Annotated in this window: 12 protein-coding genes; 5 read left to right on the top strand and 7 right to left on the bottom strand. The window is 42.8% G+C overall.

Translation table 11 applies throughout. From position 1 onward, the window contains the following. The first annotated feature begins 6 nt into the window (after nucleotides 1-6). The gene (locus LEP1GSC058_RS14420; RefSeq protein ID WP_016550224.1) at nucleotides 7-297 is read left to right on the top strand and encodes a DUF433 domain-containing protein; all 291 of its coding nucleotides are present in this window, start codon (nucleotides 7-9) and stop codon (nucleotides 295-297) included. 4 nt (nucleotides 298-301) lie between these two features. Here LEP1GSC058_RS14420 and LEP1GSC058_RS14415 read toward each other — a convergent pair whose 3' ends face one another. From LEP1GSC058_RS14415 to LEP1GSC058_RS14390, 6 genes are all read right to left on the bottom strand, one after another. Beyond that, nucleotides 302-829: a NuoI/complex I 23 kDa subunit family protein gene (locus tag LEP1GSC058_RS14415; RefSeq protein WP_016550138.1), complete on the bottom strand. Its 528-nt coding sequence runs from the start codon at nucleotides 827-829 to the stop codon at nucleotides 302-304. Then, a complete protein-coding gene (locus LEP1GSC058_RS14410) occupies nucleotides 816-2,270 on the bottom strand; it encodes a 2Fe-2S iron-sulfur cluster-binding protein (RefSeq protein ID WP_016550915.1) in 1,455 nt (484 codons plus the stop codon). The genes LEP1GSC058_RS14415 and LEP1GSC058_RS14410 overlap by 14 nt, the downstream gene beginning before the upstream one ends. A 103-nt stretch (nucleotides 2,271-2,373) precedes the next feature. Then, nucleotides 2,374-3,519 (bottom strand): chorismate synthase, encoded by a 1,146-nt coding sequence (gene aroC / locus LEP1GSC058_RS14405; RefSeq protein ID WP_016549775.1) that lies wholly within the window; start codon nucleotides 3,517-3,519, stop codon nucleotides 2,374-2,376. Between the two features lie 76 nt (nucleotides 3,520-3,595). Further along, nucleotides 3,596-5,089, bottom strand: a complete 1,494-nt coding sequence (locus LEP1GSC058_RS14400) for an HD-GYP domain-containing protein (protein ID WP_016550740.1) — start codon at nucleotides 5,087-5,089, stop codon at nucleotides 3,596-3,598. A gap of 146 nt (nucleotides 5,090-5,235) precedes the next feature. After that, nucleotides 5,236-6,735 (bottom strand): HD-GYP domain-containing protein, encoded by a 1,500-nt coding sequence (locus tag LEP1GSC058_RS14395; RefSeq protein ID WP_016550376.1) that lies wholly within the window; start codon nucleotides 6,733-6,735, stop codon nucleotides 5,236-5,238. Between the two features lie 192 nt (nucleotides 6,736-6,927). Further along, nucleotides 6,928-7,539 (bottom strand): ACT domain-containing protein, encoded by a 612-nt coding sequence (locus tag LEP1GSC058_RS14390; RefSeq protein WP_016549418.1) that lies wholly within the window; start codon nucleotides 7,537-7,539, stop codon nucleotides 6,928-6,930. Between the two features lie 280 nt (nucleotides 7,540-7,819). Between LEP1GSC058_RS14390 and LEP1GSC058_RS14385 the strand changes: the two genes are divergently transcribed. Together LEP1GSC058_RS14385 and LEP1GSC058_RS14380 are read left to right on the top strand one after the other, a co-directional pair. Beyond that, a complete protein-coding gene (locus tag LEP1GSC058_RS14385) occupies nucleotides 7,820-9,694 on the top strand; it encodes an ABC transporter ATP-binding protein (RefSeq protein WP_016550858.1) in 1,875 nt (624 codons plus the stop codon). A 67-nt stretch (nucleotides 9,695-9,761) separates the two neighbouring features. Beyond that, nucleotides 9,762-10,160, top strand: coding sequence for an SET domain-containing protein (locus LEP1GSC058_RS14380; protein ID WP_016550776.1), 399 nt, complete (start codon nucleotides 9,762-9,764; stop codon nucleotides 10,158-10,160). Here LEP1GSC058_RS14380 and LEP1GSC058_RS14375 read toward each other — a convergent pair. Next, nucleotides 10,157-12,199, bottom strand: coding sequence for a sigma-54-dependent Fis family transcriptional regulator (locus LEP1GSC058_RS14375; RefSeq protein WP_016549455.1), 2,043 nt, complete (start codon nucleotides 12,197-12,199; stop codon nucleotides 10,157-10,159). The two genes, LEP1GSC058_RS14380 and LEP1GSC058_RS14375, sit on opposite strands and share 4 nt — an antisense overlap. Nucleotides 12,200-12,455: 256 nt before the next feature. Here LEP1GSC058_RS14375 and LEP1GSC058_RS14370 point away from each other — a divergent pair, with 256 nt between their 5' ends. Then, the gene (locus tag LEP1GSC058_RS14370) at nucleotides 12,456-14,381 is read left to right on the top strand and encodes a SpoIIE family protein phosphatase (RefSeq protein WP_039948410.1); all 1,926 of its coding nucleotides are present in this window, start codon (nucleotides 12,456-12,458) and stop codon (nucleotides 14,379-14,381) included. A 5-nt stretch (nucleotides 14,382-14,386) separates the two neighbouring features. Beyond that, nucleotides 14,387-15,664 (top strand): tRNA lysidine(34) synthetase TilS, encoded by a 1,278-nt coding sequence (gene tilS / locus LEP1GSC058_RS20050; protein ID WP_016550646.1) that lies wholly within the window; start codon nucleotides 14,387-14,389, stop codon nucleotides 15,662-15,664. The last annotated feature ends 1 nt before the right edge of the window (nucleotide 15,665 follow it).

The raw sequence follows: 15,665 nt of genomic DNA, 5'->3' as shown, positions 1-15,665 counted from the left end.
CTCTGAATGGATAAAACTCTTTTTTACCAAGAAAGAATCGTCTCGCATCCTTCCGTTTGTGGCGGGAAACCGGTAATAAAAGGAACTTCGATACGCGTTTTAGAAATATTGGATATGGTGTTTCTTGGATTCGGCCTGCAAGAAATCTTAGGTGAATATCCTCAACTCCTCGAAGAGGATGTAAGAGCCTGTCTGCACTACGCTTCGAAAAGATTACATTCGCCTCTTTTAGAGAAAGCTCTCAGTCAAGGCTGGGTTGATAATCGGGATCAGCCTGTTCAAATATGCGGTGAATAATTTCTTATTTTCTCTCACCGAGAATCGGACCGCCAATCTTTTCCATCATTCGTTCCTTCGTAAGAATTAAATCTTCCCGATTGTCCGCCGCCATTTCAGCCGGTCCATCCAAATAGATGGCGCCTTTAGGACAGGCCTCTTCGCATAAGCCGCAAAAAATACAACGAAGAAGATCAATTTCAAATTTCTTCGCAAATTTATCTTCAGGATGAAGGTGTTGAATCTCGGGCGTTACCAACCCGGCTTCGATATGAATCGCATCCGCAGGACAAATCCACATGCAACAGAAACAACTCGTGCATCTCTCTCTGCCCTGCTCGTCGCGTTTCATGCTATGCATTCCGCGAAAGCGCGTGGAATATTTTCTCCTTTTTTCCGGAAATTCGAGAGTTACCGCACCTTTAAGAAAAGCGGCTTTGATAAAATGTTTTAAAGTGATCCATAAACCTTTTCCGATCGAATATGAGTAAAGTTTTTGGTACCAAGCGAGTTTATGCTTCGCTGCTACGTTTACGACGTTAACGGTTCCCAATTGCAGCCTCCTTTTTCCCTGTACGCAATTCGACGACGCGATCGACTAGTTCGGAAAAGAATTCTCCCGAAGAAAGTAATCCTTTAGGGGGTTCCATCGACTTATTAAACGTCTGATTCCAACCCTTCTTATTCGTAAAACTACCGGTCTGCTCGGCAAAAGTCTTGATCGGAATTCCGAAGTTCGCATGCGAAATTCCTTCAGTCAGATTCGTTTCTAAAACTACCAACGTCTTTGGTTTTATTCGGCCCAATATCTCCGAAACATTTTCCTTAATCACAAAGACGACATCGTATTCTTCTTTTGAAATCGAAGAAATCAACGATTCCAAGTCGGATCCCGAGATAAAATTCGCATCAACAGCTCCTTTCGTATTAGGATGAGCATCCGTCGTATATTGAAAATCAATTTGCTCCGGATCCTTATATTGCGAAGTCGAGACGCGAGCTTCCGCCGAGAACGGTATCCCGGTTTTTTCCAATGATTTTTTGATCGATCGAAGGTTTTGATCGGATTCGTGACTGCCGCCAAGGATTGCGACTTTGCGCGCTTCGGAGATTTTCAATGCGATCGCATCCAGTACTTCGATACTAGTGCTCGGATTTCCGTCTTTATAATAAGCGAAGAGGCGATTATTATTCAGCCAATCGACGTCGAACCGTCCTTTATCACAAAGGAAGTATTGATCTTTTTCCTCATCGATTCGCGGCATATAACGGTACATTTTATTATCGCGTACGTTCGTATAAGTCTTGCAACCGGTGCTGCATCCGGGGCAGATCGACTCTTCCGATTTATACCACCATACTCTCGATTTAAAAAGCGTCTTATTGTTTAATAAAGCTCCGACAGGGCAGATATCGGCGAGGGCTCCCTGGTAATTATGAGAAATCGGTTCTTCCTTAGCTAAACCGATAATCGAGTGGTAGCCTCGTTCGAACAATCCGAGATTCGATTCGCCCACCAATTCCTCTTCAAATCGAACACATCGATAGCATACTATGCAACGATTATGATTGATGATTAAGTTCGTTCCTATTTCTTCCTGTGGAATATTACGTTTTTCAAGAGTGAATCTTGAATTTCCCTTTCCTTCATTGAAAGAATTATCCTGTAGCTGACATTCTCCCGCTTTATCGCAAACGGGGCAATCAAGAGGGTGGTTTGCGAGCAGGAACTCCATCGTCCCTTCTCTCGCTTCCTTCACTCTCGCGCTGTTGGTCACGATGGAAAGACCTTCCACGACTTTCGTGTTGCACGCGACTTGAAGCCGAGGAATACCCTCAATCTCGATGAGACACATCCGGCACATACCGACTACGGATAATTTCGGATGAAAGCAGAAAAAAGGAATATCAACTCCGGCATCTTTCGCTGCCGAGATCAAATTCTTCTTTTCGTCGACCTCGTACTCGATCCCGTCTATCTTTATCTTGACCACTCGGACCTCCGTTTCTCCGGCCCTGCCAGGCACAATGTCTCAATGGAATCGTACTATTCTCGATTGGCAACCCGTTTCTTTCCGGATGATTACTTCACTTGAGTTAGAATTTCAATTCGTTATAGTAGGAAGGAATTTTTGCCCATTTTTTGAACCATTGCGGATTCATTGCCCTTTGGTACAGATAGGCATCTACTAGAACCAAATTTACTGCCGCTTCGACGATGGGAACGGCCCTAGGCAGAACGCAGGGATCATGTCTCCCTTTTGCCTCTAAGACCGTCTCCTTTCCGGCAAGGTTCACGGTATTTTGCTTTTTAAAGATCGTAGAAGTCGGCTTAAACGCTGCGCGAATCACCAAAGTTTCCCCATTGGAAATACCGCCCTGCAATCCGCCCGAGTTATTTGTACGAGTGCGAACTCGTCCAGTACTTTCCTCGACGTAAAATTCGTCGTTATGCTTGCTCCCAGTTAGTTGAGTTCCGGAAAAACCGGAACCGACTTCAAAACCTTTACAAGCCGGAATGGACAAAATAGCCTTAGCAATATCCCCATCCAATTTATCGTAAACAGGATCGCCTAACCCTGGAGGTAAATTATAGGATGCGCAGCGGATAATTCCGCCCACGCTATCTCCTTCTTCTTTCATTTTCAGAATCAGAGATCTCATTTTTTCGGCTGCAGCAATATCAGGGCATCGAACCTCGTTACCGTCGACGATCTCTCTCGTTTTAGGATATTGGTCTTCCGCAAGCTGAGACTCGATGATTCCGATTGTGTCCACCCAAGCGACTGTCTTGATGCCGAGATCGTCTTCCAGTATCAATCTAGCTATTGCCCCGGCCGCAACTCGAGCGATAGTTTCCCGAACGGAAGAACGGCCTCCGCCTACGTGTGCACGAAAACCGTATTTAGCCTGATACGTATAATCCGCATGGGAAGGTCGAAACGTATCCCGTAGATTTTCGTAATCCTTGGAAATTGTATTTTGGTTATTAACGATTAATGCGATCGGACTTCCGATCGTCTTTCCTTCGAAAACTCCGGACACTACGCGAACGGTATCCGATTCATCTCTAGGCGTTGTTAAATTGCTTTGACCCGGTCGCCGACGATTCAGGTCTTTTTGGATTTCCTCCAATCGAATTGGAATCCCGGCAGGAACTCCTTCAATGACGACTCCGACAGACTCACCGTGCGATTCCCCGAATGTGCTAATGCGAAATACTTTACCCCAGCTTGAAGGCATACAAGTACCAGAAAACAAGAACCCCGCAGTGGAAGAAAGTCCGTTTCCTACGTTACGGGGATAAAAGAGGTTGGCCTTAAGCGACAGATTTCGGAGCGGTTTGCCTGTAGTTCCTATCGATAAGATCAAATAATGGAGGATCTAATTCCGGAGCTATCATATAAACCACGCGCCTTGGATCCACTGCGTTTCCTAGATTAAAAATCGCTTTCCGTCGATCAGGACTAAACGATTTCCGATCATATCCCGCTATGCGAATTTTTCCTTTGTTGGTTAGGATCGGTCGAATCGATCCGATTCGTTCCAAAAGAGGACGAGTTTGATTTCGATTAATTTCTTTGATAACGCAGGTCTCGAAATGGATTTTGCGCTGGGAATCCGAAGAAACTACGATAACGTAATCGCCTGGATTTAGAACGCTTCGATTTTCGCACAAACTTAATGCCATAAAATCGAAAAAATCCTTCACTACTTTCTCATTATAAGAAAAGAAACTATTATTCAGAATGATCTTCATCGATGTGATCGAGTCGTACGCTTCTCTCCAATCCTGCTTCGAACTTAAAGAAGCGAATTCGCCGGAGATAGATATTATTGACGGATCATCGTCGCTATAGGTATTCGATTGCAAATGCTGAATCTGTCTTTGTAGGTCGTCCACCAATATCGTTCTAGTCGGATCATCCTTGTATTTTTCATAGTACCCCAGAAGTTTTTGAAGCAAAAAGGCAGTCTGAGGATAATTATTATTCAAACCCTCCCCTTTATACGGCCTATGGCTATTTAGCACGGCCGACTTAACCTGCGGCTGAATCGTACTTAAATTCGCGATCATCAGGTAGCTAATGATCGGATGGTTCTTCACGTATTCGAATTCTTCCTGACTTAGATCTTTATGGATCGGTAACTTCATCCTAGATTTACCGATATCAACCATGTATGATGCCATCATCAGGTTGATTTGTTGATTCTTTGAAATTTCCGAATCTTTGTTTGAAAGGGCCTTTAATCCTCTCAGCTTCATCGCCATGGAAATGACCGTACGCTTTGTGAGAATTTCCGAATCAGTCTCAACTCCCGCGCCTTTCATAACTTCGATTACGTTTAATAATCCCATTTCCATATCGGAGCTTGACGCAAAATCTTCGAGAATTTCGTTGATCGCTTTTGTAACTTTTTTTACGTGATTACCGTTCAACGGATAGTCTCGAAGCTCTTTCAGTAAAGACGACGCGTCCATAGCCATTTTTACCGTAAGTTCAGGATTAACTAATTTTATGAATGATACTTTTCGACCATGAACGGAATCGGGAAGGTCGAATTTTATGGTTACTTTATCTCTCTCAGATATGAGAAAATAAATCCCTTGGGCCTCGAATTTCTGAAGGCGATTGATATCCGCCTCGGAAGCATTATTCTTTCTGTGAATAAGAATTTGTCCGTTCTTATTGTAAAAATCGACCGGAATCGTTTTTTCTTCTTTAAAGCGACGAATAACGTCTTCATTAAATTCGAAGCGCTCTAATCTTGTGGGATCACCTGAGTTTGAAAAATTGGAGGACTGGTTCATTTTTCTTCCGCTTATTACCTTAGGACTATACTGATGACGGCAACCGAAAAAGCGACCCGAGTATATCAAGACTCGCTAATATCACTAGGAAATAAGAATGCTATCGCTTAGAGCAAGAATAAATTTCCGGTTAAGCGAAATGAACTTTAAGAAACCGGAGCTTTGACGGTTTCGTCGCTATCGGTTGCAGTTGACTTAGGGGATAGAAAATCACGCGCTTTCTTATCCAAGAAATCGAAAAATTCTTCGTCGATTTCCGGATCTACCAGATAAATGATCCGCCTCGGATCTGCGTTTCGTTCTAGATTAAAAATTGCCCTGCGTTTGTCTAAATTCAAACTCGTTTTCTCGAAGCCTGAAATCCTGATCTTTCCGTTATTTGCAAAGGTCGGTTTTATCGTCCCTATTCGCTCTAGCATAGGACGGATAGAATTCTTATAAGACTCCCTAATCACGCAAATTTCGAAGAAAACTTTGCGATTTGAATCCTGGGATGCGACTATCACGTAGTCACCGATTTTCAGAAACGGTTGATTTTCGCAGAGAGAAAGCCCGACATGATCGTAAAAATCTTTTAGAGTTTTTTCATTGTACGCAAAGAAACTATTGTTTAAGATCAACTTCAAAGCCTTAACCGCGTCCATCGGATTTCTCCAAGGCTGAGCAGTCGTTAAGGAGGCAAATTCCCCGGCAATCGAAAGCATTCCTATATCGTCATAGCTAAGTGCGTTCGTCAGGATAATCTTAACTTGTTTTTGAATATCGCTTACGAGCAGCGTCTTTCTATAGTCATCTTTATATTTTTCACGATAGCCTTGAAGTTTTTGTACGAGTAGTTTTGCCTGCGGATAATTATTGTTTAGTCCTTCGCCTTTGTGAGGGCGGTGATGGTTCAAAACGATCGTTTTTACCGTGTCCTCCAATTCCGGAATATTCGCTATCATCAAGTAACTAATAATAGGATGATTCTTAATATATTCCAGTTCCTCCGCTTTTAAATTTGCATGGGTCGGAATTTTCATCTGCGTATAACCGATATCCGCCAGATAAGACGCCATCATTAAATTCATTTGTTCGGATTTCTTAATATCCATGTCGGCCTTCGTAAAAGCTTTTGCCGTCCTAACTTTCATCGCCATCGCCAACACGGTTCTTTTAGTAAGGACCTCCGAGTCGACAGGCGCGCCCACGTTGGACATGACCTCGAGAATATTAATAAGACCGGTTTCCATATTGGGCGAAGATTTAAAATCTTCTAATATAGAATCGATGGATTTTCCGACGTCTTTAATGTTCGCGCCGGATATCGGATACTTTTTAATCTCTTGTAGGAGATCCGACGCACCCTTTGTTAAATTGATCGTGAGTTCGGGATCTATCAGCTTTTCGAAAGTAGGGTCCAAGGATGAATTTCTTCTTCCTGAGCCGGGACGTATCTTACCGATTTCCGCCGTTAAAAAATAGATGCCTTGTTTTTCGAATTTTTGAAGGCGATTGATATCGTCTCCCGAAGCCATATCTTTTTTATGGATCAGGATTTGTCCGTTCTTGTTATAAAAGTCTACCGGGATAATCCTATTTTCGCGGAAATGCTGGATTACCTCTTCGGTAAAATCGAATTTCTGTAAATCCTTGGACGCGTCCATCTTCCGGGCGGAAAACTCCTATTTAATAGTATCGGTTTTCGTTCGTCTAAATACGCATAAGGATCTTCCAAAAGGCGCGTATCGTTCAGAAATTAAAATAAAACGAAATTCACAATATGGAGGACGGTTACAAATCCCCGCTCGAAAATCCCGCTTAAGTTATAGTATCTGAGACGAACGATCTTTCGTCTATCAAACTTGGTTTAAACTACTTTGAAGGATATATCTTCGAACGCGCTCTTCCACGGAGGATCCTGCAAAGCCAGTCTCTGTACGCGAGTCGGTTAACAGGAAAGTATCCAGAGCTTTATTAGTCGCCCCGTCGGTCCGAACCTCGCCGGAAAGAATATTGATTCCTAAATCCTTCAAAACACCGGTCACAAAATAGAGAAGACCCTTTCTATCCGGCGCTTCCAAATAAAATTTCGTTGCGGAACCATCCGGAAGATCTTCGAATTCCAGTTGAGAGTCCTTACTCAGATAGAATGTGTTTCGAATATCAATTTCGCTAGATGTTTGGATCATTTCTTCCAAAACTTTCTCGTCGGAAAAAACCGAAGACATAAGAATACCCAGCTTCGAAGCCTTAATTCGCGAATCCGTCTCATCGGAGCGCAAAAGAAATTCATCGTAGCTAATAAGGGATTCGCCTTCCTTTACGGTCCGAATATCGCCGGAAAGGATCTCAAATCCCATAAAAAACATGGCCTTAACCATTTTATGAAGAGTACCGGGGGCGGTTTCTGACGTCTTTAGCGTAACCCGATAAACCCCATATTCTTCTTTATAGTTGAATTCGATCATAATTCCGCGTTCAGCACAAAATACTATTTCGGGAACAAAAAGACACCCAAAAACTAATGTACCATTCTATACTTCAATCAAGTCTAAAAATATATACGACCGTTTTTCCGGATTCTGTCTCCTAAATTTTTTTCCATAATGAGACAGAAGAGTGGGGAAAATCTTTCACCTTCCGCTTTCCGTCCCGGCTACTATCAGAATAATAGGAAATTCCAGGACTACGTTAGGAAATCAAGTTCCTACCACCCTTAATCCGAACAGGGCAATAGGGGACAAATTTATGACAAATAAACAGAAATTCAAAGACGGCTTCCGTTTGGGTAAAAATCCCGCTACGTTCCCGAACAACCCAACGAATGCACCAAAAGCTCCGCCTGGAAGTCAGGCGGCTAGAGGATCATATTCCTCTTCTCTCGGACCCAATTTAGTCTCGGGAGATCCGTTGCAGGATTCTCCTTTGCTAATCTTACGAGGATTAGCTCGATTCTTCAGAAAATACAAACTTAGATTAGGAGTAGTACTCGGATTTTTATTGGTGGAAATTTTAGTTTATTCCACGATTCCTTTCTCCTTTAAGTTTCTAATCGACGAAGCCATTATTGGAAAGAACCAAACAGTACTTTATATTACCGGAATTTTATTAGTGGGCGGAACGATTTTAATCACCGCCGTCGGCACTGTTCGAGATTATCTATACAACTGGGTTTCCGCGAGAGCGATTCGCGATATGCGGGAAGAATTATTTCTGCATTTACAAAGAGTCAGTTTGGACTTCTACGGAAATGCAAGGATGGGAGACATCCTCTCCAGATTCTCTTCGGATCTATCCGCACTCGAGAACGCGGTTTTAGCCGCCATTCCCTGGGGAATTTCTCCGATCCTTGAGGCAATTTTTGGAACAGCTTTATTATTCGCTCTAGATTGGCGACTCGGCGCGATAGCGACGCTAACGTGGCCTGTAACATTTCTTGGTCCGATCTTTTTCTCGAAACGATCCACTCAAGCAAGTTACGATCGTAAAGGAGAAGAAGCCAAAGTTTTAAATGCGGTGGAAGAATCGGTATCCGCTCAAAATTTAATCCGAGTTTATGATTTGGATAAACTCTTCTGGGAAAGATTCCGCGGCAATTGCGATCGGCTATTTAACGTTTCCTTAAGATTGGGACTTACTAATTCATACTTAGAACGTTCCGCTTCCGGTGGAATTTTAATGTTGCAGGCAGTTTTACTGATTTCAGGCGCATGGTTTGCATTTCACGGCTTAGTAAGCGTTGGATCGCTAGCGGCTTTCTTACCTCCGTTCTTAAATTTGAGCTATTCCCTCCTATACGTTTCACAGTATTTTCCGACATTGAATCAAGCGAGCGGGTCTGCGAAGCGAATACTGGAAATTCTGCGGACGCCCGCCTTTGAACAAGACTTGAATCGTTCCGTTTCTCCATCGGAATTTAGAAACATGATTCGGTTGGAAGATGTTCACTTCCGATACAAAGGCAGGAATAAGAATTTAAACGGGATCGATCTTGAAATACCCAAAGGAAGTTATACAATCATTCTGGGGCCGAGCGGTTCCGGAAAAAGTACCATCTTTAAAGTTCTTTTGGGGATTATCGAACCGAACCAAGGTAAAGTCACTTTGGACGGATTGGATTTGGATAAAATCCATAGACCTGCCTTACATTCTTTAATAGGAATCGTCTTCCAAGACACTTTCCTCTTTCACACGAGCATTTTAGAGAATATCCGATTGGGTTGTCCGGATGCTAGCGCGGAAGACGCAGTAGAAGCGGCCAAACTTGCGGAAATCCATGAATTTATTTCCTCATTACCGGACGGGTACGAGACCATCGTAGGCGATAAAGGGACCAGACTTTCCGGCGGTGAAAAACAGAGGATCGCTTTAGCTCGCGCAATGGTTCGAAATCCGCAAATCCTATTGCTAGACGAAGCCACGTCGGCATTGGACCCCGTTACGGAGGCTAGAATTCTTAAAACCCTGCAGAAATTACGGGAGGGAAGAACTATCGTTTCTGTAACTCACAGATTGACCGGCTTACATTCCGCCGATCAGGTGCTTGTTATGAAAAACGGAATTTTAGAACCGTACCACTCCTCGGATGGGGAAAACGCTCCTGTTCCGGCTATCGGACTTTAATAGATTTTATTCCGGTAAACAACAACGAGATTGATTTTAAAGGAACCGAATTTTTCTTATTCTTACTATGCTGAAAGTACCTACGTATGTAGCCGACTCTCCCATTGGCGGGCTGGGTCTCTTTGCTGGCCGGGACATCGAACCGGGCGAATTAATTTGGGAATACCATCCAAAAACCGTCTGGATTTTAACTCAGGAGGAAGTAGATTCGCTTCCGGAACGCTTGCGCGAGTTAATCTATACTTATTCCTATCTTTACGAAGGAAAATGGTTTTTCTGCGTTGATAACTCCCGTTTTATGAATCATAGCGACGACTCCAATACCCTGGAGGACAAAACCGGGGTGGAAGGAACTAGTAATCCGATGGGAAAAGACCGGGCCGTTCGTAAAATAAAGGCCGGCGAAGAGCTAACTTGTAATTACAAACAGTTCGATCAAAATTGGAACGAAAAACTTTCGTCTTAATAGTCTATCTTTAAGTCTTTAATTTTCTTATCTAAAGTATTCCGGTTGATACCTAGAAATTTAGCGACTCTAGTCTTCGTATATTTGAATTTTTTCATCGCGTACTTAATCAACCGCGCTTCGACTTCTCCAACGACAACTTCCATTGCCCTTCCGTCCAGAGCATCAAGATGTGCGGGAGAAAACCGGGAACTTGCGACTTCCATAGAAGTATCAGGATCTCCCACATCAATGGACTCCCCTTCGTCTCCGTATAGAATTCTTCCGTTGATTTCGGAGAAATCCTGAATATCCAGCATTTCGGATTGAGAAAGAACGACCGCTCTTTCAATAACGTTTTCCAATTCTCTAACGTTACCGGGCCAGCTATAGCTCATTAACAGTTTATGAGCCTCTCTCGTGATCCCTTTTATTTTCTTCGTATTCTCGATAGTGTATTTCGAAATGAAGTGATTGATTAGTAACGGAATATCTTCCGGACGATCTCGTAGGGGAGGCGTCACCATATTCACCACATTCAGACGATAGAATAAATCCGCGCGAAATAGTTTTTGACTGATCAATTCCTCTAAATTCGCATTCGTTGCCGCGATTATACGAACATCTATCTTTTTAGGTTTCACGGAACCGACGGCTTCGATTTCCTTTTCTTGCAAAACGCGAAGTAGTTTGGATTGAAGATTCAAATCCATTTCTCCGATTTCATCCAAGAATATCGTGCCCGTATCCGCCATTTCAAATTTTCCTTTCTTATCGGCTACTGCGCCGGTAAAGGATCCTTTCTTATGGCCGAATAATTCGGATTCCAATAGGTTTTCGGGAATTGCCGCGCAATTTATTTTAATGAACGGCTTATCGGCACGAGAGGAATTGTAATGAATCGCGGAAGCTATCATCTCTTTTCCTGTACCGGATTCTCCCGTAATTAAAACGGAGGCGCGAGAATCGGAAACCAATTGAATCATTTCGAACAATTTTTCCATCGGTTTGGATTTTCCGATCAGCGAACCGAATTTATACTTATTCTTCAGCTCGCGTTTTAGTAAAACGTTCTCTCTGGAAATCTCTCTCTTTTCTTCATCGATCAGTTTTTGAATTCGAATCGCTTGGTATATGATGGATGCTACGACTTGAAGAAAATCCAGGTAGGTCTTTAAATCCACATATTTCTTATGAACAAAAAAAACACTGACTACTCCGAGCACGTCGGTATCGGATTTTATCGGAGCCGCCAAAAAACTGACGTTTTCAGGATTGTTTTTGAAATGGGTGACATTCCCCATTCGGTTTAAAAAATTATCGTCGTTAACTATCGATTCGATGATAAGCGCTTCACCCGATTCATAAACTTTTCCGGTAACTCCTTCACCGGGGAGATAGACCCCTTTTTCCATTTCATCCGCAGTAAGTCCGTAAGCCCCGGTAAGTTTTAAAATGTTCTTTTCGGCATCGAATAGAACGATCGAACCTCTCTCCAGATTTAAGGATTTATCCAGACGTTCCATAATGTCGTCGAATATTTCCTGTAGAATGAGCGTAGATGTAACCGTTCTCGAAATGTCGATCAGAACCTGCTGAATTTTATTTTTCTGTTCAAGCTGTCGAAATGTTTGTAAGTTTTTAAATATCTGCGCGGCCATGTTGGCCAAAGTAGATACGAGTTCTAGATGCTCTTCCGAGAAGGCTTGCTTGCGACTTGAATCCAAAGAGATAACACCGATGACCTCGTCTTCGACGATCATCGGTACTGCCAGCTCGGAAAGAATATCGTCCTTAATAGAAATGTAATGCGGGTTTTGCGTTACGTCGTTGACGATCATTCCTTCCCCGGAAGCCGCAACGATACCGGTAATCCCTTCACCGACTCTAAGCTTTACCTTTGTGCGGACCGAAGGATTCATTCCGCGAAACGTAACGATGTCTAGAACTTCATCTTGCCGATTTATAAGCATTAATGAGCCGGAACCGACCTCGCAAATCTGAATGCACCGTTCCAAGATTAGATCGAGAAGACGATCGGGATCCAAAGTCGAATTCATGGCTGTCGCCACTTCTTGAATATGGCGTAGAGGACTTGGTTTTATGTAGCCTGACATCTGCTTAAAAAAGGTGCGAATTGATGATTTTCGCGTCAAGGAAAAAATCTTAAAAATCGAGCAACCGGCTACAAAATAGTTCAACTCGCCGTTTTTTTTCCGTTTTCTGTCCCAGTTACTTGAAGTTTAAGCGTTTATTTTTTGGAAATCGTTTACGAAAACGATTTCCTTATGAAAGAAATTTCGTATCGTACCGCAAATGTCCTGTGTGTTTTGCGGCGAAGAACGGATTCCCGATGGGATTTTTCAAACCGGTAAGTTCTTTTGCAGATCCTGCACACGGGAATGGATCCTCGAAAAACGAAAGAACACTCGTGCACGCCCTCCTGATGGACCTAGTCTTACGAACGAGGTGCTTTTAGAATTTTTATCCTTATTTAATACAAGTCCCAGCCTTGACGACCTTCTTCAAAACTTTACGAACCTTGCATTTAGAAAGCTGGGTTTACCCGGAATTTCCGTAATGGTCTACGAACCGCGATTGGATAGGATTCTCGTAAAGTCTTGCAAGAACAGACAAGGTCCCTCTTTAGAACGGCTAGCCTTTCGAATGGAAATTAAAAAAGGAGAGGATAGCGGTCCCCTGAGTCAATGCGTGGAAACATGCCAATCCGTATATTATAAATTCGTAGAACAAAAGCATAAACAGATCAAGCAGTACGGCCGCTTAAATCGAGTAGTGTCCGCACTTTGCATTCCGATTCATTTAAAGAAAGAAGTGTTAGGCCTTATTAATGTGGATTATGAGAAAGATGATCCGTATCAAGTGGAGAAGGACAAATATTTTTTAGAACTGATCGCAAGCCAATTCGCCACTACTTTAAAAAATAGAATTCTTTTCGAAGTTTCCCAAACGCAATCTAGAAACTTCCGCAATTTGCATTCCGCAGCGTTAAAATTGAGCAGCTTAGGATTCAAATACAGAACCGAAATATTTAGAGTTATCCTTTTATCTTTAACCGAGTTCTCCGAAAGCGAGATATATGGAATTCTTGAAAAACATTCCTTCGATGAAAGAAAGAATTCGATCAAAGGCCATTTTTTAACGGGAAGTCCGACAGCGCCTGAATTAAAGTTAAATAGAGAGTTAAAAGGGGACTGGGAAATTCTTTCCGCAAATAGAGACGACGACGGCGTTTTACTTTTAGATACCTCGGAGCTGCCAGATTGGAAACGTCTCGGTTTCGGAAAGAAAAATTTAGCCCTTTTACCCGTTCTGAATTCCGAGAATTCGAATATATGGATTTTATTGGCAAAAGATCCTGCCCTTCATTGGAGTCCTGAAGAAGTCGAAGTACTAAATGCTTTTGCTATTCAATCGGGAATTTCGATCCAAAATTTCAATTTGTTCCATCAGCGCGCCGAGAAAGAAAGAATGGATAGGGAAATCGAGATCGCGAGAGAATTGCAAAGGTCCCTTCTTCCAAGAAAAATTCCCGATCAAAAAGGATATGAATTCGGAGGTCTGATGATTCCCGCGGTTGGCGTCGGCGGGGATTATTATGATTTTATAACGGATCCCGCCGATAACGAGACGTATATTTGTATCGGGGATGTTAGCGGTAAGGGAGTTCCTGCGGGGATAGTAATGGCTACGGTGCGAACAGTCATACATTCGCTAGTTCGAAGAAACCCAAGTACTTGGGAAATTATCGGAACCGTTAACACTTACTTGTATCAAAATTACTTTAAAGATTCTTTATTTCCCAGATTCATGTCTCTAACGATGATTCATTGGAACCGGAATGAGAATCGATTCCTATTCAGCGGTGGCGGTCAAGGAAATATCTTTGTATATAGGGCATCATCGGGAGTTCTGGAAGAGATCGTAACGGGCGGTATCGTTCTCGGAATTGATCCGAATATCACGGAGTTCGAAAATCAAGGCGAGTTCTCCCTTGACCGGGGAGACTTTTTCTTAATGGGAACGGATGGAATTTGGGAAGCCTTGAATCCCCTCGGTGAACGATACGAAATGGAACGGCTGAAAGCCTGCATTCTTAAAAACCGCAACGAGTCGTTACCGCTTTTATTGGACAAAATTCTAATCGATATAAAATACTTTACCGGAGAGCGGGAACAAGCCGACGACATTACTTTGGTTGGCCTGAGACGGCTAAAGTAGAGAAGATGCCTGAGGAAGACAAAGTATTCGAGAATTCATTTTCCATTTTATGGGAAAATTTGAAGCAATACCAAGACCTACTTCGATCGAAAACCGCAATCATTGCATATTCGGGGGGAAAAGACTCTTCCCTATTACTGCAATTTTACGTATGGCTTAAGAAGAAAAATCGGCTATCGAAAGATCCTATCCTTTTTCATCTCGATCACTCTATCCGAGACAATTCAATGCAAGAAGCGTCCATTGTGAATTACCTCGAACAACTCGGGTTTCAATTCGTGGTCAAAAAAAAAAATGTTCCTAAGTTCTCTTTAAAAACGGGCTTCAGCCTCGAAGAATCCGGAAGAACTATTCGTTATAAAAACCTTCATCGTATAGCGAGCGAATTGCAAGGCTATATCGCTACCGGTCATCATTCCGAGGATTACCTTGAGACGGTGCTCATCCAGCTGATTCGAGGCGGGGGATGGAATTCACTCAGAACTTTGAACGTTTTTGAGAATAACCGGTTTAGGCCTCTTATGCTTCTTCCTGAAGAGGACAGAAAATACCTTATCGAAAATCCGGGCTGGCCCGTTTTTGAGGATGAATCCAATAGCTCGCATTTGTACCTTAGAAATAGAATTAGATTGAATATGATTCCGCTTCTATTGAAAGAAGGCGCAAATTCGGAAAAAATTTATCGCAATTTCCACGATTTGGAACCGCCTCGACTCAAATTAAAAGGAAAAGGCGCAGAGTCCTCTTCGGGCGAGGAAAGGGTTCGGAAGATCGCTAGGCAAATTTTAGAATCGGAACCTCCGACGATTTGCAAATATATCCTAGACTTGCACCTTAAAAGCTTAAATTTACATCCGGTTTCGAGTAACTTTTTAAAGGACCTATTATCCAAAATAGATTCTCATTCTTCGTTTTCTTTGGAAAATAAAGATGCTTGGTTTTGGAAAAGCGTTTCGTCTGATCTCTATATACTATCGAAAAGTGCGCCTTTTTTTCGGGAATTTTCATTCGATCCCGAAACCGGATTTTTACGATGGAACGGAAAAACGAAAAAAATCCCGCGAGATTGTTCTCCGATCCCTAACCAGGAGGGGGATAAAATTCGGCTGGGGGGAATCCATAGGGATCTGTCCGAGTTGCTTCGCGAAAGAGAGATTCCGGTTCCGGTCAGAAAAATGCTACCCATTCTGAAACGGGACGGGAAAACTGTAATGGTCTGTCTCCGTATGTGGGATGCTAGGATCGAGGATATCGTATCCGATGATTTCCGAGGAGCGTTTTAAG

The sequence above is a fragment of the Leptospira fainei serovar Hurstbridge str. BUT 6 genome (genome assembly GCF_000306235.2).
GTDB lineage: Bacteria > Spirochaetota > Leptospiria > Leptospirales > Leptospiraceae > Leptospira_B > Leptospira_B fainei.
The sequence above is the reverse complement of the archived record's forward strand: the minus strand, read 5'-3'. Positions and strand labels throughout refer to the sequence as shown.

Coding starts and splice junctions, on each gene's coding strand:
- LEP1GSC058_RS14385 (WP_016550858.1), top strand. CDS start 7,820: ATGACAAATAAACAGAAATTCAAAGACGGCTTCCGTTTGGGTAAAAAT.
- LEP1GSC058_RS14395 (WP_016550376.1), bottom strand. CDS start 6,735: ATGGACGCGTCCAAGGATTTACAGAAATTCGATTTTACCGAAGAGGTA.
- LEP1GSC058_RS14380 (WP_016550776.1), top strand. CDS start 9,762: ATGCTGAAAGTACCTACGTATGTAGCCGACTCTCCCATTGGCGGGCTG.
- tilS (WP_016550646.1), top strand. CDS start 14,387: ATGCCTGAGGAAGACAAAGTATTCGAGAATTCATTTTCCATTTTATGG.
- LEP1GSC058_RS14375 (WP_016549455.1), bottom strand. CDS start 12,199: ATGAATTCGACTTTGGATCCCGATCGTCTTCTCGATCTAATCTTGGAA.
- aroC (WP_016549775.1), bottom strand. CDS start 3,519: ATGCCTTCAAGCTGGGGTAAAGTATTTCGCATTAGCACATTCGGGGAA.
- LEP1GSC058_RS14390 (WP_016549418.1), bottom strand. CDS start 7,539: ATGATCGAATTCAACTATAAAGAAGAATATGGGGTTTATCGGGTTACG.
- LEP1GSC058_RS14370 (WP_039948410.1), top strand. CDS start 12,456: ATGTCCTGTGTGTTTTGCGGCGAAGAACGGATTCCCGATGGGATTTTT.
- LEP1GSC058_RS14420 (WP_016550224.1), top strand. CDS start 7: ATGGATAAAACTCTTTTTTACCAAGAAAGAATCGTCTCGCATCCTTCC.
- LEP1GSC058_RS14400 (WP_016550740.1), bottom strand. CDS start 5,089: ATGAACCAGTCCTCCAATTTTTCAAACTCAGGTGATCCCACAAGATTA.